Raw genomic sequence first — 18035 nt, forward strand, 5'->3', positions numbered from 1 at the left:
TCCCGGGGGTGGGTGGCGTAGCTCCAGCTCGATTTGAGTGCCGATCCTGACAGAGCAATAGGACTCCAACAAGTGATTCCGTTGTTGCCTTTTGGTTACGCGACGGAATCTGTCGACCAGGTGTCGAGTCAGGGTGGAAAAGGCCGGACGGAGTGTCCGTGGTGCGTGCCACACTCGCGTGCATGGGGAAGATCGACGGGCTGGAGGCCCTGATCAGGGAGGTCCGGGCCGGATCCCGGATCCGGTATCTGCACTTCTGGGGGCACCGGCCGCTGCCGGACGGGCGGATCGGCGCGAGCTGTCTGAGCCAGTGGTGGCCGTCACCCTTCGTAGTGGACGGCGTCGAGTACGCGACGGCCGAGCACTGGATGATGGCGGGCAAGGCCCGGCTGTTCGGGGACGCGGAGGCGGAGCGCCGGGTGCTGGCCGCGGAGCACCCCGCCGCGGCGAAGAAGGCGGGGCGGCTGGTCCGGGGCTTCGACGAGGAGACGTGGGAGCGGGAGCGCTTCCGGCTGGTGGTCGAGGGCAGCGTGCACAAGTTCGCGGCCGACGAGGACCTCGGGACGTTCCTGCGGAACACCGGCGACCGGGTGCTGGTGGAGGCGAGCCCGGTGGACCGGATATGGGGCATCGGCCTGGCGGCGGACGACGACGCGGCCTGGGACCCGGAGCGGTGGCGGGGGGCGAACCTGCTGGGGTTCGCGCTGATGGAGGCGCGGGAGCGGCTGTCCCGCGGGGCTTCGGCGGGGTGACGCGGACCGGCGCCGTCGGGTGACGCCGTGCCCGGTCGACCGCCTGTGTCAGGTGTTCACGTCAGGTGTTCACGACGATGATGAGGACGAAGAAGCCCAGCGCCAGCACAAAGCCCACGGCGCCGCAGATGAGACCGGCCAGGGCCATGCCGGGGTTCGTGGCCTCGCCCCGTTTCGCCTTCCCGCGGCCGAGCACGCCGAAGATGACGGCCAGGATGCCCAGTACCAGGGCGACCGGCCAGGCCAGGAAGAGGACCGCGGCCAGGATGCCCAGCACCAGCGAGGCCGTACCCATGCCGTTGCTCGGGACCGGCTGCGTACCGGGCCAGTCGTAGCCGTACCCGGCGGGATAGGGAGCGTTCGGCGTGCCCGGGTAGCCGTACGCCGCCGTGGTGCCGTACGCCGCCGTGGTGCCCGGGTAGCCGTACGGCACCTGGCCGGGACCGTCGGGGGCGATGGGCGGCGGGGGCACCGGATCCGTTCCGCCGTACGGCGCGGCGGGGGGCACCGGCGGGGCGAAGGGGTTCTGCTGCTGGGGAGCCGAGGCCGGGGGCGCGAAGGGGTTCTGCTGCTGCCCGGCAGACGGGGGCGCGAACGGGCTCGGCTGCTGCCCGGCAGACGGGGGCGCGAAGGGGTTCTGCTGCGAGGGTGCCGGAGGTGCGAACGGATTCGGCTGCCGCGGGACGGAGGCCGGGGGCGCGAACGGGCTCGGCTGCGGCTCGGGGGCCGGGGACACGAGGCCGTCGGCGGGGCTCGCCCACGGCGCGGGGGCGGCGTCGATGGGTGCGGCCGGAGCCGAGGGCGCCGGCAGCGAGGTCAGGGTCTGCTGGTAGTGGACGGAGCCGGGGGCCGGGGTCGCGTCCCGCACCGGAGCCTCGTCCGCCGCCGGCGCCGCCGCTCCCTTGTCCAGGGACACCGGGGGTATCGCGGACCGGTGCCCGGCGGTCTGCTCCGCCGGCGTGGACTGCGGCACCTTGTCGGACATGGTGAAGGAACCCCTCTGGTGGACGTCCCGTCATGCTACGGGCAGGGCGGGACGGCCCGGCCCGGGGCCTACGATGATCCCGCGCCACCGATCAGCCGATCACCGCGCCCGGACCACGCAACCGGTCCACGGGCGCCGTCCCCGGGGAGGACCCCTTGACCGACACCTCCGTACCCGCCGTCGGCACCGCCGACCGCGATCTGCGCGCCTTCATCGCCGGACTGCCCAAGGCCGAACTGCACGTCCACCACGTCGGCTCCGCCTCCCCCCGCATCGTCTCGGAGCTGGCGGCCCGCCACCCCGACTCCAAGGTCCCCGCCGATCCCGAGGCCCTGGTCGACTACTTCACCTTCACCGACTTCGCGCACTTCATCGAGGTGTACCTGTCGGTCGTGGACCTCATCCGCACCCCCGAGGACGTCCGGCTGCTCACCTACGAGGTGGCCCGCGACATGGCCCGGCAGCAGGTGCGGTACGCCGAGCTGACCCTCACCCCCTTCTCCTCCACCCGGCGCGGCATAGACGCGCGGGCCTTCATGGAGGCGATCGAGGACGCCCGCAAGTCCGCCGAGGCCGAGTTCGGGACCGTACTGCGCTGGTGCTTCGACATTCCCGGCGAGGCCGGTCTGGAGGCGGCCGAGGAGACGACGCGGCTGGCCACCGACGACCGGATCCGCCCGGAGGGCCTGGTGTCGTTCGGGCTCGGCGGGCCGGAGATCGGCGTGCCCCGGCCGCAGTTCAAGCCGTACTTCGACCGGGCCGTCGCCGCCGGGCTGCGCTCCGTGCCGCACGCCGGGGAGACGACCGGCCCGGAGACGGTGTGGGACGCGCTCACCGAGCTGCGCGCCGAGCGGATCGGGCACGGCACGAGTTCCGCGCGGGACCCGAAGCTGCTCGCCCACCTCGCCGAGCACCGCATCCCGCTGGAGGTCTGCCCGACCTCCAACATCGCCACCCGCGCGGTGCGCACCCTGGAGGAGCACCCGATCAAGGAGTTCGCGCGGGCCGGGGTACTGGTGACGGTCAACTCCGACGACCCGCCGATGTTCGGCACCGACCTGAACAACGAGTACGCGGTGGCCGCCCGCCTCCTGGAGCTGGACGAACAGGGCCTGGCCGGCCTCGCGAAGAACGCCGTCGAGGCCTCCTTCCTGGACGCGGCCGGCAAGGCGCGGATAGCGGAGGAGATCGACGCCTACACGGCCGCCTGGCTCACCCACTGAGCCGACGTGGGTCCGCCGCCGGACCCGCCGCGGGTCCGCGCGGTGCCACGGGACGGCCACAATGGGGGCCATGCAGACCGTGACCGCCGTGGCGCACCGCGGCGACCCCTATCGCTTCCGCGAGAACACCCTCGGCTCCCTGCGTTCCGCGCTCGACCGGGGCGCGGACGCCGTCGAGATCGACGTACGGCTCACCCGTGACGGCGTGCCCGTGCTGCTGCACGACGAGACGCTGCGGCGGCTGTGGGAGGTCGACCGGCCGCTGGGCACGCTGTCCGCGGAGGAACTGCGCGGGCTGACGGCCGGCGGTGTGCCGACGCTGGCGGAGGCACTGGCCGCGACCGGTGACAGCCGGGTGATGGTGGACCTGTGCGGGCGGGTCGACCGCCGGACGGTCGAGCGGACCCTGGACGTGGTCCGGGGATGCGGGGCCGGGGACCGCGTCTACTACAGCGCGCACGCGGAGGCGATGCTCGCCGTCCGTGCCGCCGACCCGGCCGCCGAGATCGCCCTGACCTGGACGACCCTGGCTCCGCCGCGGCCCGCGCTGCTGGCGGCGGTCCGCCCGCGCTGGCTCAACTACCGCTTCTCCCTGGTGAGCCGGGAGCTGGCCGCCCGCGTCCACCGGGACGGGTACCTCCTGTCCGTGTGGACCCCGGACACCCGCCGCTCGCTGAGCCGCCTGCTGGACCTGGGCGCCGACTCGATCACGACGAACCGGATCGACACGCTGCACGCCCTGCGCACCTCGGACCGGTAGCCGGGCCGCGCGCTGAGCGGGGCGGCCCCGGGCCGCCCCTCGGGCGCGCGTGCGGAAGGAGGTCTCGGCAAGGCGCTTCCCTTACTTCAGAGGTGATCGTCTCGGCGTGCCCACGCCGGCAGGATTCGTGCACACCTAGGGGCCATCCCGGACAACTGCCGTGTTCCGGGGACGGGTTGTTCGGGGTACGGCAAGGGTCGCGCGCCCTCCTCCGTGAGGATCCGGGGTGCCGTGCCGCCACCGGAGGATGATCACGCATCCGCACCCGATCTCCTCCAGGAGCCCGTCATGCGCCGTACCCGTCGTTCCGCCCTCCTGGCCGCCGGTCTCGTCACCGCGCTGGCCGCCGGCCCGCTGGCCGCACCCGCCTTCGCCACGCCCGCGCCGGCCCCGTCCGCCGCGCCCTCCTCCGTGACCTTCGCCGGGACCACGGCCGGGCCGGACGCCGAGGCCCTCTCCGCCGCGATCGCCGGACTGCCCGACCACGACGCCACCGCGGCGCTGCTCCGGGTCGGCGGTGACGGCACCTGGCGCGGGACGGCCGGGGTACGGGACATCCGCACCGGGGCGCGGGCCCTGGAGAACGCGCGGTTCCGGGCCGGTTCGGTGACGAAGGTGGTCACCGCCGCGATCGTGCTGCAACTGGCGGCGGAGGGCCGGATCGACCTCGACGGCACCGTGCAGCAGTATCTGCCGGGCCTGCTCACCGAGGACTTCGAGCCGATCACCGTACGGCAGTTGCTGAACTACACCAGCGGCCTGCGCCCCGGTGCGTCTCTCGGTGACACCGTCGAGGACGGCTACCCGCACCGCTTCGAGACGCTGACACCCCGCCAGGTGGTGGCGTCGTCCGTGGCGGAGAGACCGGCGTACGAGCCCGGTACGCGGCAGGACTACGGCAACATCCACTACACCGTGCTCGGCATGCTCGTGGAGAAGGTGACCGGCGACTCCTACGCGCACCAGGCGGCGGTACGGATCTTCCGGCCGCTGGGCATGCGCGACAGCTCGTTCCCGGCCGGGGCGGACCCCCGGATCCACGGGCCGCACAACCGGGGGTACGACTGGATCGGCGGCAAGCTGGTCGACGTGACCGACTGGAACATGACCGACCGTTTCGCCGCCGGTGACCTGATCTCGACGACGGCCGACCTGGAGCGGCTGCTGGTGGGGCTGTTCCGCGGGCGGGTGGTGCCCGAGCCGCAGCTGAGGGAGATGTTCACGCTGCCCGACGTGCCCGGGGCGCGGTACGGCGCGGGGCTGGAGCGGTTCGAGCTGAACGGCAAGGTGATCTGGGGGAAGACCGGCTCGCGGCCGGGTTACGCCACGGTGATCGCCGCGACCCCCGATCTGTCCCGCACCCTGGTGTACTCGGTCGACTCCACGGACGCGAAGGGCGACGGCCAGGCCGTCGCCGAGCGCTTCGCGTACCCCGCGTTCAACCGCTGACGGCCCGCGGCGTGTCCGCTACAAGCCCACGATCTTGTTCCACCGCTGGGCGTACTCCGTCCGCTCCGTGGAGGTGATGTCCCGGGCGACGGCGAGGCGCTTGCGCATCCCGGCGTCCGGGAAGATCAGGGTGTTGCCGGCGAGGGCCGCGGTGGCCTCGTCCTTGGCGTCGGCCAGGATCTCCCGGGCCGCCGGGACGGGGCAGACGTAGTTGACCCAGGCGGCGAGCCTCGCGGCGACCTCGGGGTCGTAGTAGTAGTCGATCAGGCGCTCGGCGTTGGCCTTGTGGCGGGCCCGGTTGGGGATCATCAGGGAGTCCGACCACAGCTCGGCGCCCTCCTCGGGGACGACGAAGCGGATGTCGGGGTTGTCCGCCTGCAGCTGGATGACATCGCCCGAGTACGCCTGGCAGGCGAGGACGTCCCCGCTGACCAGGTCCTTGGTGTAGTCGTTGCCGGTGAAGCGGCGGATCTGGCCCCGGTGGACCTCCCGCTCTATCTGGTCGCAGACCTCGTGGAAGTCGTCCGCTCGCCAGCGGGTGATGTCCACGCCGTTGCCCTGCATGAGCAGCGCGAACGACTCGTCCAGGCCGGACAGCAGGGTGACGCGGCCCTTGAGGTCCTTGGCCCACAGGTCCCGCACGTTCCGGATCTCGCGGCCGAGCTTGCGGTGGTTGTAGGCGATGCCGGTGATGCCCGACTGGTAGGGCACCGTGCAGCGGCGGCCCTTGTCGAAGGCGGGCGAGCGGAGCAGCGGGTCGAGGTACCTGGCCACGTTGGGCTGCCGGGCGCGGTCCATCTCCTGGACCCATCCCAGCCGGACGTACCGGGCGCACATCCAGTCGCTGATGACGATCAGGTCGCGGCCGGTGGACTGGTGGTTCATCAGCGAGGGGCTGATCTTGCCGAAGAACTCGTCGTTGTCGTTGATCTCCTCCACGTAGTCGACGGAGATCCCGGTGCGCTTCTCGAACCCCTCCAGCGTGGGCCGCCGGTTGGGGTTGTCGTCATCGGTGTCGATGTAGAGCGGCCAGTTGGCCCAGGTCAGCTTCTTGTCGGCGGCGGACTCGTCGGTGACGGCCCGGTCGCCGGGCTGGACGTAGGCTGCCGGCACGCCGCAGCCGGCCAGGGCACCGAGCCCCGCCGTGCCGCCGAGGGCGCGCAGCAGGGAACGGCGGGACAACGCGGTCGTACGAGAGGATGTCTGGGCCACCCCGGAAGCATGCCGCCCCGCGCGGCGGGGGGACAATCGACGCTGCGTCGAGCGCGCCGGTGCCTGCCCGACACCTTGTCGACACCTGGGGGACGGCGGGGAGCGGCGGGGAGGACGGGAGCGGCAACACGGCGGCCCCGGACGGGAGATGTCCCGTCCGGGGCCGCGCTGCTGTGCCGGGGATCAGCCGTCCAGCGACGTCATCACGTGCTTGATGCGGGTGTAGTCCTCGAAGCCGTACGCCGACAGGTCCTTGCCGTAGCCGGACTTCTTGAAGCCGCCGTGCGGCATCTCGGCGACCAGCGGGATGTGGGTGTTGATCCACACGCAGCCGAAGTCGAGCTTCTTGGACATGCGCATCGCGCGGCTGTGGTCCTTGGTCCACACCGAGGAGGCGAGGGCGTACTCGACGCCGTTGGCCCACTCGACGGCCTGCTCCTCGTCCGAGAAGGACTGGACGGTGATGACCGGGCCGAAGACCTCGTTCTGGATGATCTCGTCGTCCTGCTTCAGGCCGGAGACGACGGTCGGGGCGTAGAAGTAGCCCTTGTCGCCGACCTGCTGACCGCCCGTCTCCACCTTGGCGTGGGCCGGCAGCCGGTCGATGAAGCCGGCCACCTGCTTGAGCTGGTTGGGGTTGTTCAGCGGGCCGAAGAGGACGTCCTCGTCGTCCGGCTGGCCGGTCTTCGTCTCGGAGGCGGCCTTGGCGAGCGCGGCCACGAACTCGTCGTGGATGGACTCCTGGACGAGGACGCGGGTCGCGGCCGTGCAGTCCTGGCCGGCGTTGAAGAAGCCCGCGACGGAGATGTCCTCGACGGCCTTGGCGATGTCGGTGTCCTCGAAGACGACGACCGGGGCCTTGCCGCCCAGCTCCAGGTGGACCCGCTTGACGTCCTTGGAGGCGGACTCGGCGACCGAGATGCCCGCGCGGACGGAGCCGGTGATGGAGGCCATCGCCGGGGTCGGGTGCTCGACCATCGCGCGGCCGGTGTCGCGGTCGCCGCAGATGACGTTGAAGACACCCTTGGGGAGGACGGAACCGATGATGTCGGCCATCAGCACGGTGGAGGCGGGGGTGGTGTCCGACGGCTTCAGAACGACCGTGTTGCCCGCGGCGATGGCCGGGGCGAACTTCCACACGGCCATCATCATCGGGTAGTTCCACGGGGCGACCTGCGCGCAGACGCCGACCGGCTCACGGCGGATGATCGAGGTCAGCCCCTCCATGTACTCGCCGGCCGAGCGGCCCTCGAGCAGCCGGGCCGCACCCGCGAAGAAGCGGATCTGGTCGACCATCGGCGGGATCTCCTCGGAGCGGGTCAGCCCGACCGGCTTGCCCGTGTTCTCCACCTCCGCCGCGATCAGTTCCTCGGCTCGCTCCTCGAACGCGTCCGCGATCTTCAGCAGGGCCTTCTGCCGCTCGGCCGGCGTGGTGTCGCGCCAGGCGGGGAAGGCGCGGGCCGCGGCTTCCATGGCGGCGTCCACGTCCGCCTGCCCGGACAGCGGCGCGGTGGCGTACGCCTCGCCCGTCGCGGGGTTGACCACCTCGGTGGTCCGTCCGTCGGCGGCGTCCCGGAACTCACCGTCGATGTAGTTGCGCAGACGACGCAGCTCGGTGCTCACTGCCGGCCTCCTGATCTGGTTCGAGGGTTCGAGCGGCTCAGCCGGTGCAGCCTGCTCCGGCTGTCCAGTCGCTGAGACACCCCACCCTAATCGCCATACCGACGTTTTCAACACCCCCGCTGCCATCACTTCTGCGAAATCCGCACACTCTGGGCTCCCAGACAACGAATTTCATCGCTCAGGGCTTGCAAAACTGTCGAGACCTCGTGCACAGTGACGTCGTGGCCAGTCGAAGCGCAGACCAGAGGGACTCGTCCCGCGAGTCCAGGAACGGCACCCCTACCTTGGATGCCGTCTCCCTCGCCATCATTCAGCAGCTCCAGGAGGACGGACGCCGGCCCTACGCCGCTATCGGCAAGGCCGTGGGCCTGTCCGAGGCGGCCGTGCGCCAGCGCGTGCAGAAGCTGCTGGACCAGGGCGTGATGCAGATCGTCGCCGTCACGGACCCGCTCACCGTGGGCTTCCGCCGGCAGGCGATGGTCGGGATCAACGTCGAGGGCGACGTCGAGTCGATCGCGGACGCGCTGACCGCCATGTCGGAAGTCGAGTACGTGGTGATGACCGCGGGCTCGTTCGACATCCTCGCCGAGATCGTCTGCGAGGACGACGACCACCTGCTGGACGTCATCAACAAACGCATCCGGGCCCTGCCCGGCGTGCGCTCCACCGAAAGCTTCGTCTACCTGAAGCTGAAGAAGCAGACCTACATGTGGGGAACCCGATAACCGTGAGCTCAAAGGACCTCAGCAAGACCGCGTACGACCACCTGTGGATGCACTTCACCCGCATGTCCTCGTACGAGAACTCCCCCGTCCCGACCATCGTCCGGGGCGAGGGCACCTACATCTACGACGACAAGGGCAAGCGCTACCTCGACGGTCTCGCGGGCCTGTTCGTGGTCCAGGCCGGCCACGGCCGCACGGAACTCGCCGAGACCGCCTTCAAGCAGGCCCAGGAGCTGGCCTTCTTCCCGGTGTGGTCCTACGCCCACCCCAAGGCCGTCGAGCTGGCCGAGCGCCTCGCCGACTACGCCCCGGGCGACCTGAACAAGGTCTTCTTCACCACCGGCGGCGGCGAGGCCGTCGAGACCGCCTGGAAGCTGGCCAAGCAGTACTTCAAGCTCCAGGGCAAGCCGACCAAGTACAAGGTCATCTCCCGCGCGGTCGCCTACCACGGCACCCCGCAGGGCGCCCTGTCCATCACCGGCCTGCCGGCCCTGAAGGCACCCTTCGAGCCGCTCGTCCCGGGCGCGCACAAGGTGCCGAACACCAACATCTACCGTGCGCCGCTCTTCGGCGACGACCCGGAGGCCTTCGGCCGCTGGGCCGCCGACCAGATCGAGCAGCAGATCCTCTTCGAGGGCCCGGAGACGGTCGCCGCCGTGTTCCTGGAGCCGGTGCAGAACGCCGGCGGCTGCTTCCCGCCGCCGCCCGGCTACTTCCAGCGGGTGCGCGAGATCTGCGACCAGTACGACGTGCTGCTCGTCTCGGACGAGGTCATCTGCGCCTTCGGCCGCCTCGGCACGATGTTCGCCTGTGACAAGTTCGGCTACGTCCCGGACATGATCACCTGCGCCAAGGGCATGACCTCGGGCTACTCCCCGATCGGCGCCTGCATCATCTCCGACAAGCTCGCCGAGCCGTTCTACAAGGGCGACAACACCTTCCTGCACGGCTACACCTTCGGCGGCCACCCGGTCTCCGCCGCGGTGGGCGTGGCCAACCTCGACCTGTTCGAGCGCGAGGGCATCAACCAGCACGTGCTGGACAACGAGGGCGCCTTCCTGCAGACCCTGCAGAAGCTGCACGACCTGCCGATCGTCGGCGACGTCCGCGGCAACGGCTTCTTCTACGGCATCGAGCTGGTGAAGGACAAGGCCACCAAGGAGTCCTTCAACGACGAGGAGACCGAGCGCGTCCTGTACGGCTTCCTCTCCAAGGCGCTGTTCGACAACGGCCTGTACTGCCGTGCCGACGACCGCGGCGACCCGGTCATCCAGCTCGCGCCGCCGCTGATCTCCAACCAGGAGACGTTCGACGAGATCGAGCAGATCCTGCGGGCCACCCTCACGGAGGCGTGGACCAAGCTCTGAGCCGCCAGCGGCGACTGTGATCATCCGATCGGATGATCGACCCGGCCCCGGTGCCGTCCGTTCGAGTGGGAACGGCGGCCCGGGGCCGTGTGCTGTCCGGCCTCCCGGTGACGGCTGCCTAGCGTTCCAGTGACCGATCAGCCCAGCCTTCGTTCCCCCGGACGGGGGAACAGGCACGGGAAAACGGATCAGAACCGAGGTGTACGCCCATGGAGGCCCCGCCGGACAACGACGTGCTCTGGGCACGCTCCCTGCACTTCACGCACCGCGACGGCTCCCCCGGACTCGCCGGGGTCTCGCTCGGCGTGCGTGAGGGCGAGATCCTCGCCGTCAGCGGGCCGCGCGGCAGCGGCAAGACGACTCTGCTGCGCTGCCTGTCCGGCCTGGTGCCGGTGCGCTGCGGAGAGGTCTGGTTCAACAGCTCCCCCGTGCACACCCTCGGTCCGATGGCCCGCGAGCGGCTGCGGCGGGAGCGCTTCGGCTGGATCGACCCCGAGCCGGTCCTGGTGCCCGAGCTGAACGTCTGGGAGAACGCCGCGCTCCCGCTGATGCTGCGCGGCGCCGGCCGCCGCCGGGCCAAGGCGGCGGCGCTGGAGTGGCTGGAGCGCCTGGACGTCGGCGACAAGGCCCGCAGCCGCCCGCACGAGCTGCGGCACGCCGAGCGCCAGCGCGTCGCCGTCGCCCGCGCGCTCGCCCCCGGGCCCACGGTCCTCTTCGCCGACGAGCCCACGGCCGCCCTGCACCGCGCCGACCGCACCCATGTGCTGCGCACCCTGGCCTCGGCCGCCCGCTCGCACGGCATCACCGTCGTCCTCGCCACGCACGACCCCGACACCGCCGCCCTCGCCGACCGTACGGTGGCCCTGCTGGACGGGCGGCACGTCCACACCGTGCACCTGCCCGAGGCACCCGACGCGGAAGGCCGGGCCGCGTGCTCGCTCTCCGCCTGACCCGCGCCGCCCGGCCCGCGGTCCAGCTGCGCCGCCTGCTGGTGGCCGCCGCCTCGGCGGGCACCGGCTTCCTGCTCCTGGCCTGCCTCGCCCACGCCCTGGACCACCCGGACGCGGCGGGCGCCGCCGCGCAGCGTCTCGCCTGGTGCGCGGGGCCGCTCGCCGCCACGGTGTACCTCGCGCTCGCCGTCGCCCGCACCGATCCCGGCACCCGGCCGCGTCCCGGGCTGTCCGCCGTGGGTCTCGGACCGGCCCGTCTGATGGCCGTCTCCGCCCTGACGACGGCCCTGTCCAGCATCCTGGGCTCGACGCTCGCCCTGCTGGTCTTCCTGCATCTGCGCGGCGACCTGTCGGGCATGCCGTTCGACGGCGCGGCGGCGGACCTCCTGGCCGCTGACCGCCCGCTTCCCGTCCCGGCGACGCTGACCCTGCTGGCCCTGCTCCCGGCCACGGCGACCACGGCGGTGGCCGTGACCCTGCGCCCCCGGGACCCCCGCCCGGCCGTCCGGGGAGCCCGGGGCTTCGGCCGCTTCGGGGCGTACGGCGACGCGACGGCGAAGGAGACGTTCGGGACGTACGGACGCTTCGGCGCCCGCCTCGGCCACCGGCCGCCGGGACGCACCACCGATGGCGCACGGCCGCCGGGACGCACCACCGATGGCGCACGGCCGCCGGGGAGCACCGACGAGGGAGAACTGCCCGGCCGCCGCGATGCGGGGAGCACCGACGAGAGCGAGCGGCCCGGCGGCCCGCGCGCGGGTGACGGGGACGACGGCGAGCGGTCCGCGCGTCATCCCGCGGACGGTCGTACGGCCGCCGCGGCGGTGAGGGAGGGCAGCCGGCCCGCGCGGGGCGGCGTGACCGAGGCCGACCCGGCCGCACCGGACGCCGACCTGGCCGCCCCTCACCCGCAGCCTCCCCGGGCAGCGCCCGCCGGCCTCCCCTGGGGCGTGGCCCTCGTCACCGCCGGGCTGGCCGTGCAGTCGTACGCGGGCCGCTCCGGTCCCGCCCCCGCGCTCGCCGTACTCCTCGGGTGGTTCCTCACCGGCACCGGGCTCGTCCTGGCCGGTCCCGGCCTCACCCACCTCTGCGGCCTGCTCCTGCAGTCCACCCGCCCGGGCGCGCTCCGGCTGCTCGCCGGCCGGGTCCTCATGACGGAGGCCGCCCGGATCGGCCGGCCCCTCGGCGTGGTCTGCGCGGTCGCGTCCGCCGGTTACGCCATGACCGCCCTGGGCGACGGTTCGGCCCGTGCCGTCGGGCCGCTGTCCGCCCTCGGCGCGCTCGTCGTCGCCGGCTCCACGCTCGCCACCCTGCTGACCGCGGCCGTGGAGGCCCGCCAGGGCCGCGCCGACACCACCGCCGCGCTGCTGCGACTCGGCGCGCCCGCCACCATGCTGCGCGGTGCCGCCGCCCTGCGCACGGTCGCCCTGCTGGCGCTGTTCGTCCCGCTCACCGTGGTGATCGCCGGGCTGTCGGCGCTGCCCGTGGCCCGCTGACCGCCGGCCGGCGACCCGCCGCACGGAGAAGGCCGGGGGAAAAATGATGCCGGGCACCGATGAGTCCGGGGCGGCCCGCCGGTCCACCTTCCGCAAGCGACACACCGCGCAGCACCCCGACGGGAGAAGCCCGCATGTACCAGCAGATGATCTTCGTGAACCTGCCCGTGAACGACCTCGACGCCTCGAAGCGGTTCTTCACCGAACTCGGCTACACGATCAACCCGCAGTTCAGCGACGAGAAGGCGGCGTCCGTGGTGATCAGCGACACCATCTTCGCCATGCTGCTGACCAAGCCGTTCTACTCGACCTTCACCAAGAAGGAGATCGCCGACGCGACGACCACCAGCGAGGTGCTGGTCTGCCTGAGCGCCGAGAGCCGGGAGAAGGTGGACGAGCTGGTCGGCAGGGCGATCGCGGCCGGCGGCACGGAGAGCGGCCCGACCCAGGACCACGGCTTCATGTACGGCCGCGCCTTCGACGACCTCGACGGCCACACCTGGGAGGTCATGTGGATGGACCCGGCGGCCGTCCAGGGCTGATCTCCACGCCCCGAACATCCGTGCCAGCATGGGCGGGTGCATCCGACACCCGCCCAGCCGCCCCGTGCCGCCCACGACCACGAGATAGAGTCCCTCGCCGAGTTCGACGAGGTGGTCGCCGAACACGGCTCACTCGCCCGGTTCCGTGTCCAGGCCGTCGACCTGACCGGCCGCACCACCGTCCTGCTCGGTCTCGACACCGCCGGTGCCGTCTTCCTCGGCTGCCCGATGGACGCCGCTGCCGCCGCTCATGTCCGCTCGGCCGGAGCGCTGGTGTTCCCGCCGGTCCCCGGGCTCCCCTTCGACCCGTACCGGGGCTTCGTCTACACACCCGACGAGCTGTTCGCGTCGCTGGACGAGGGGTACGAGGCGACCCCGGACGCACGGGCCTACGCCTGGTTCCAGCGGACGAAGGACGACGGTGACGTCTTCGCCTCCATGCTCCGCGCGATCCACGACGACGCCGTCTCCGACGCGCTGGACGAACTGCTCGCCGGCGCCCGGGTGGTGGGCGTCATGGGCGGCCACGCGATGGCCCGCGGAACCGACGCCTACGCCGGTGCCGCCCGGCTCGGCCGGGAACTGACCCGCGCCGGGTTCACGGTGGCCACCGGCGGCGGGCCGGGCGCGATGGAGGCGGCCAACCTCGGCGCGTACGCCGCTCCGTTCGGCGACGACATGCTCGACGACGCGCTCCGGCTGCTCGCCAAGGCCCCCTCGTTCCGGCCGTCCGTCACGGACTGGGCGCGGGCCGCCTTCGAGGTGCGCGAACGCTGGCCCGGGGGTGAGGTGTCGGTGGGCATCCCCACCTGGTTCTACGGCCACGAGCCGCCGAACGCCTTCGCCGCGCACCTCGCCAAGTACTTCGCCAACGCGACCCGCGAGGACGGCCTGCTGGCCCGCTCCACCGCGGGGGTGGTGTTCCTGCCGGGCGCCGCCGGGACCGTACAGGAGATCTTCGACAACGCGACGCCCAACTACTACGAGTCGCGCGGTGAGCCGACCCCGATGGTGCTCGTGGACGGCGGGCACTGGACGCGGGAGCTGCCGGCCTGGCCGTTGCTCCGGTCGCTGGCGCGGGGGCGGGCGATGGAGTCCCGTATCGCCCTCGTTGACCGGATCGAGCAGGCGCCGGAGGCGCTCAAACGTCTGGGCGGTTAATAAGCGGGCAAAGCCAACGGCGGTTGGTGGCATATGCGTTGACACTGCGGACGGAGCGCTTATAAATCTGTGAGCCTCCCGGGGTTCCGGGGCATCACCTCATCAGTCGCCCCGACTCCCCCTCCACCCCCCGCAATTGCACTCTGTAAAGGACAAACGTTGTCCATGACTCGCCGTAGCGTACGCCGTTCCGTGCGCCTCCTGGGTGTCACCTCCGGGTCGACGGCGCTGGTGCTGGGCCTGGCCGGCTCCGCCCTCGCCTGCAACATCAAGGACTTCTCCGCCGAAGCCAAGTGCGACGGCGGCAAGGGTGTCATCGTCGTCACCGACAGGGACGCCTCCGCCAAGGACGCCACCGTCAGCGTCTTCCTCAAGGGCGTCGGCGGCATAGAGACCAAGGTCGGTGAGCAGCCGGTCAAGGGGTCGAAGCAGGGCACCGGCATCACCTTCGCGGAGGACTGGAAGCCGACCGCCACCTATCGGGTCCACGTCAAGGCCGACAAAGCCGTCGACGAGGACATCCAGCCCGATCTGGTGACCCCCGCCACCGCCTGCAAGACCGAGAGCCAGACCCCGACGCCGCCGGCCGGCAAGACGCCGCCGCCGTCCCCGTCCGCCTCCGCGTCCGCCTCCACGCCGGCCGAGTCGGCGCCGCCCGGGTCGGCCACCCCGGCCCCGTCGGCCTCCGAGTCCAGCTCCGCACCGGCGGGCACGTCGAACAACGCACCGTCCCCGGCGGCCGGTGAGTCCAACCTCGCCGAGACCGGTGCGAACTCCAACACCGGTCTGATCGCCGGTCTCGCGGCGGGGCTCGTCGTCGTCGGCGGTGGCGCGGTCTGGTTCGGGATGCGCCGCCGTGGCGCGAGCCGCAACGGCTGACATCAGGGGTGGTACGGCGCCCGAAGCGCGGGCGCCTCACACCGGCTGACGTCTCACCGGGTACCGCGCCGCGGCCCGCCCCCTGCTTCCGGGGGGCGGGCCGCGGTCGCGTCCGGCTCGCTGAGCGACTCGGCGTCCGGGGCCGGCCCGGAGCCGGTGGGGCGCGGTTGGCGGGAGCGGCCGGCCGCACCTGGTCCGCCGCCTGGCGGGCCGCGTCGCGCCGCCCGCCTGACGGGCCGCGTCGCGCCGCGCCCACAGGCGGGCGCGCTCAGTCCAGCACGACGATCTCCGCCACGTCGAACTCCACGCCGACCGAGGCGCCGGGCTCCGGGGCGTCCCGGAGCGCGCAGGCCGCCTCCAGCCGCGGACCGTCCGCCGGCTGGAGGCGGACGGCCACGTGGGTGCCCCGGAAAGTCCGGGCGGTCACCGTGCAGGGCAGCCCCTGGCCGGCCGGCACCAGCCGGACGCCGGCGGGGCGGGCGAGGAGAGTACGGCCGCCCTGCGCGGAGCCGTCGGGGACGGGCAGCTTGCCCCACGGACTGTCGGCCACCGTACCGGCGACGGTCGCCGGGACCACGTTCTCGAAGCCGAGGAAGCGGGCCACGAACGCGTCGGCGGGCCGCTGCCACACCTCCACCGGCGTGCCGGACTGCGCGATCCGCCCGTCCCGCATCACCACCACCCGGTCCGCCAGCGCGAACGCCTCGCCCTGGTCATGGGTCACGGCGAGCACGGTCGTCCCCAACCGGCCGAACAGCTCCCGCAGTTCGACCACCAGCCGTTCGCGCAGCGAGCGGTCGAGCTGGCCGAGCGGCTCGTCCAGCATGAGCAGCCGGGGCCGGGGCGCGAGCGCCCGGGCGAGGGCGACGCGCTGCTGCTCGCCGCCCGACAGCGAGGCCACGGCCCGCCGGGCCGCTCCCGGCAGCCCGACCAGCTCCAGCAACTGGCCCACCTCGGTGTCCCGTTCACCCTTGCCGACACCGTGCATACGCAGCCCGAACGCCACGTTCGCGCCGACGTCCCGCTGCGGGAAGAGCTGATGGTCCTGGAACATCAGCCCGACGCCCCGCTTGTGCGCGGGCGTGCCGGCCTGGTCGCGGCCGTCGAGCAGCACCCGCCCGGAGTCCAGCCGCTGCAGCCCGGCCACCGCCCGGAGCAGCGTCGACTTGCCGCTGCCGCTCGGTCCGAGCACGCACACCACCTCGTGCTCGGCGACGTCGAGGCCGACCGTGTCGAGCACGGGCCGCCCGCCGAAGCGCACGGTCGCGGCGTCCAGGGTCAGCAGCATCAGAACTCCCCCGTCCGGTCGGTGCGGAGCCGCTCCAGGATGAGCAGCGCGGCGGCGCACACCACCATCAGAATGGTCGAAAGGGCCATCGCCTGGCCGTAGTTGAGGTCCCCGGCGCGACTGAGCAGCCGGGCCACGGCGACCGGGAGGGTGGGGTTGTCGGGCCGGGCGATGAACACGGTCGCCCCGAACTCCCCGAGCGACACGGCGAACGCGAACCCGGCCGCGACCAGCAGCGCCCGCCGCACCAGCGGCAGGTCCACCTCCCGCCAGACCCGCCAGGGCGAGGCCCCGAGCACGGCCGCCGCCTCCCTGAGCCGGCCGTCCACCGCCCGCAGCACGGGCAGCATGGTCCGCACCACGAAGGGGGCGCCGACCAGCGCCTGGGCGAGCGGCACCAGGATCCAGGACTGGCGCAGGTCCAGCGGCGGCTTGTCGAGTGCGATCAGGAAGCCGAAGCCGACGGTCACCGCGGAGACGCCGAGCGGCAGCATCAGCAGCGCGTCGAAGCCCCGCACCAGCCGTCCCGCGTCCCGGCGGGCCAGCGCGGCGGCGGCGAGACCTCCGATCACCACGGCGATGGCCGTGGCGGCGACGGCGTACTCCAGCGAGGTCCACACGGCGTGCACGGGCGCCACGAGGAACGTACCGCCGTCCGCGTCGGTCAGCGCCCGGTAGTAGCCGAAGCCGTCCGCGTCCAGCGAGCGCCGGACGAGGACGCCGAGCGGCAGGACCAGCAGCAGGGCGATGGTGACGAGGACCCCGGCGAGCAGCGCCCGCTGACCGGCCCCGCGGGGCCGGCGCGCGGTCACCGCGGCGTCGACCAGCCGCAGGGCGGTCTCCCGGCGCCGTACCGTCCAGGCGTGCACGGCGAGGATCGCGCCGACGGCGGCGAACTGGACGAGGGTGAGGACGGCGGCCGTGGACAGGTCGAGCATTTCGGAGGTCTGCCGGTAGATCTCCACTTCGAGGGTGGAGAAGGCGGGGCCGCCGAGCACCTGCACGACACCGAAGGAGGTGAAGGTGAACAGGAACACCATCAGCGCGGCGGCGGCCACCGCGGGCGCGAGGGCCGGCAGCGTGACCTTGCGCCAGGCCGACAGCGGGGAGGCGCCCAGCATCCGCGCGGCCTCCTCCTGCCGGGGGTCGAGCTGGGCCCACAGCCCCCCGACCGTGCGGACGACGACCGCGTAGTTGAAGAAGACGTGGGCCAGCAGGATGGCCCACACCGTGGTGTCCAGCCGTACGCCCCACAGCTCGTCCAGCAGCCCGCCGTGCCCGACGAGGGCGAGGAACGCGCTGCCGACGACGACGGTCGGCAGCACGAACGGAACCGTCACCACCGCCCGCAGCACCTGCTTGCCGGGGAAGTCGAGCCGGGCGAAGACGTAGGCGGCGGGCAGCGCCAGCAGCAGGGTGAGGGCGGTGGAGGCGAGCGCCTGCCAGGTGGTGAACCACAGCACGTGCCGGATGTCCGGCTGCGTGACGACGTCCGCGATCCGCCCGAACCGCCAGGCGCCGTCCGCCTTCAGCCCGCGCGCGACGATCGCGGCCACCGGCCAGGCGAAGAACAGCGCGAAGAACGCGACGGGCAGGGCCATCAGCCCGAGCCGTGCCGCGCTC

General features: G+C 72.6%; 16 protein-coding genes. 11 read left to right on the forward strand and 5 right to left on the reverse strand.

What is annotated here, in order from left to right; all coding sequences use genetic code 11:
* The first annotated feature begins 182 nt into the window (after positions 1-182).
* A complete protein-coding gene (locus AB0B40_RS14370) occupies positions 183-752 on the forward strand; it encodes an NADAR family protein (RefSeq protein ID WP_345055195.1) in 570 nt (189 codons plus the stop codon).
* A gap of 61 nt (positions 753-813) precedes the next feature.
* Here the strand turns inward: AB0B40_RS14370 and AB0B40_RS14375 are convergent, their stop codons facing one another.
* A complete protein-coding gene (locus AB0B40_RS14375; protein WP_362264015.1) occupies positions 814-1737 on the reverse strand; it encodes a DUF4190 domain-containing protein in 924 nt (307 codons plus the stop codon).
* A gap of 98 nt (positions 1738-1835) precedes the next feature.
* Between AB0B40_RS14375 and AB0B40_RS14380 the strand changes: the two genes are divergently transcribed.
* The 3 genes from AB0B40_RS14380 (at position 1836) to AB0B40_RS14390 (ending at position 5169) form a co-directional block, all read left to right on the forward strand.
* Complete coding sequence (locus tag AB0B40_RS14380) at positions 1836-2960, forward strand: adenosine deaminase (protein WP_345055230.1); 1125 nt, start codon at positions 1836-1838, stop codon at positions 2958-2960.
* 70 nt (positions 2961-3030) lie between these two features.
* Positions 3031-3720 (forward strand): glycerophosphodiester phosphodiesterase, encoded by a 690-nt coding sequence (locus AB0B40_RS14385; RefSeq protein WP_345055200.1) that lies wholly within the window; start codon positions 3031-3033, stop codon positions 3718-3720.
* A 288-nt stretch (positions 3721-4008) separates the two neighbouring features.
* Positions 4009-5169 (forward strand): serine hydrolase domain-containing protein, encoded by a 1161-nt coding sequence (locus AB0B40_RS14390; protein ID WP_362264016.1) that lies wholly within the window; start codon positions 4009-4011, stop codon positions 5167-5169.
* Positions 5170-5187: 18 nt separating this feature from the next.
* Here AB0B40_RS14390 and AB0B40_RS14395 read toward each other — a convergent pair whose 3' ends face one another.
* Both AB0B40_RS14395 and AB0B40_RS14400 read right to left on the reverse strand, forming a co-directional pair.
* The gene (locus tag AB0B40_RS14395; RefSeq protein ID WP_362264017.1) at positions 5188-6381 is read right to left on the reverse strand and encodes an extracellular solute-binding protein; all 1194 of its coding nucleotides are present in this window, start codon (positions 6379-6381) and stop codon (positions 5188-5190) included.
* A gap of 183 nt (positions 6382-6564) precedes the next feature.
* A complete protein-coding gene (locus AB0B40_RS14400; protein ID WP_345055207.1) occupies positions 6565-8004 on the reverse strand; it encodes a gamma-aminobutyraldehyde dehydrogenase in 1440 nt (479 codons plus the stop codon).
* Positions 8005-8210: 206 nt separating this feature from the next.
* On the opposite strand from AB0B40_RS14400, the gene AB0B40_RS14405 reads away from it, so the two are divergent.
* The 7 genes from AB0B40_RS14405 (at position 8211) to AB0B40_RS14435 (ending at position 15124) form a co-directional block, all read left to right on the forward strand.
* A complete protein-coding gene (locus AB0B40_RS14405; protein ID WP_345055209.1) occupies positions 8211-8729 on the forward strand; it encodes an Lrp/AsnC family transcriptional regulator in 519 nt (172 codons plus the stop codon).
* Positions 8714-10096, forward strand: coding sequence for an aspartate aminotransferase family protein (locus AB0B40_RS14410; protein WP_345055212.1), 1383 nt, complete (start codon positions 8714-8716; stop codon positions 10094-10096). Before AB0B40_RS14405 ends, AB0B40_RS14410 begins: the two co-directional genes overlap by 16 nt.
* 209 nt (positions 10097-10305) lie before the next feature.
* Complete coding sequence (locus AB0B40_RS14415; protein WP_345055215.1) at positions 10306-11046, forward strand: ATP-binding cassette domain-containing protein; 741 nt, start codon at positions 10306-10308, stop codon at positions 11044-11046.
* Positions 11028-12542, forward strand: a complete 1515-nt coding sequence (locus AB0B40_RS14420) for a hypothetical protein (protein ID WP_362264018.1) — start codon at positions 11028-11030, stop codon at positions 12540-12542. The genes AB0B40_RS14415 and AB0B40_RS14420 overlap by 19 nt, the downstream gene beginning before the upstream one ends.
* Before the next feature lie 134 nt (positions 12543-12676).
* Positions 12677-13084 (forward strand): VOC family protein, encoded by a 408-nt coding sequence (locus AB0B40_RS14425; RefSeq protein ID WP_345055220.1) that lies wholly within the window; start codon positions 12677-12679, stop codon positions 13082-13084.
* Positions 13085-13120: 36 nt separating this feature from the next.
* Positions 13121-14245 (forward strand): Rossmann fold nucleotide-binding protein, encoded by a 1125-nt coding sequence (locus AB0B40_RS14430; protein ID WP_345055223.1) that lies wholly within the window; start codon positions 13121-13123, stop codon positions 14243-14245.
* 165 nt (positions 14246-14410) lie between these two features.
* A complete protein-coding gene (locus AB0B40_RS14435) occupies positions 14411-15124 on the forward strand; it encodes an LAETG motif-containing sortase-dependent surface protein (RefSeq protein ID WP_345055226.1) in 714 nt (237 codons plus the stop codon).
* A gap of 268 nt (positions 15125-15392) precedes the next feature.
* Here the strand turns inward: AB0B40_RS14435 and AB0B40_RS14440 are convergent, their stop codons facing one another.
* Complete coding sequence (locus AB0B40_RS14440) at positions 15393-16412, reverse strand: ABC transporter ATP-binding protein (protein ID WP_345059031.1); 1020 nt, start codon at positions 16410-16412, stop codon at positions 15393-15395.
* Positions 16412-18013: an iron ABC transporter permease gene (locus tag AB0B40_RS14445; RefSeq protein ID WP_345059039.1), complete on the reverse strand. Its 1602-nt coding sequence runs from the start codon at positions 18011-18013 to the stop codon at positions 16412-16414. The genes AB0B40_RS14440 and AB0B40_RS14445 overlap by 1 nt, the downstream gene beginning before the upstream one ends.
* Between the last annotated feature and the right edge of the window lie 22 nt (positions 18014-18035).

Origin of the sequence: Streptomyces sp. NPDC042638 (genome assembly GCF_040647235.1) — a bacterium.
Lineage (GTDB): Bacteria > Actinomycetota > Actinomycetes > Streptomycetales > Streptomycetaceae > Streptomyces > Streptomyces rameus.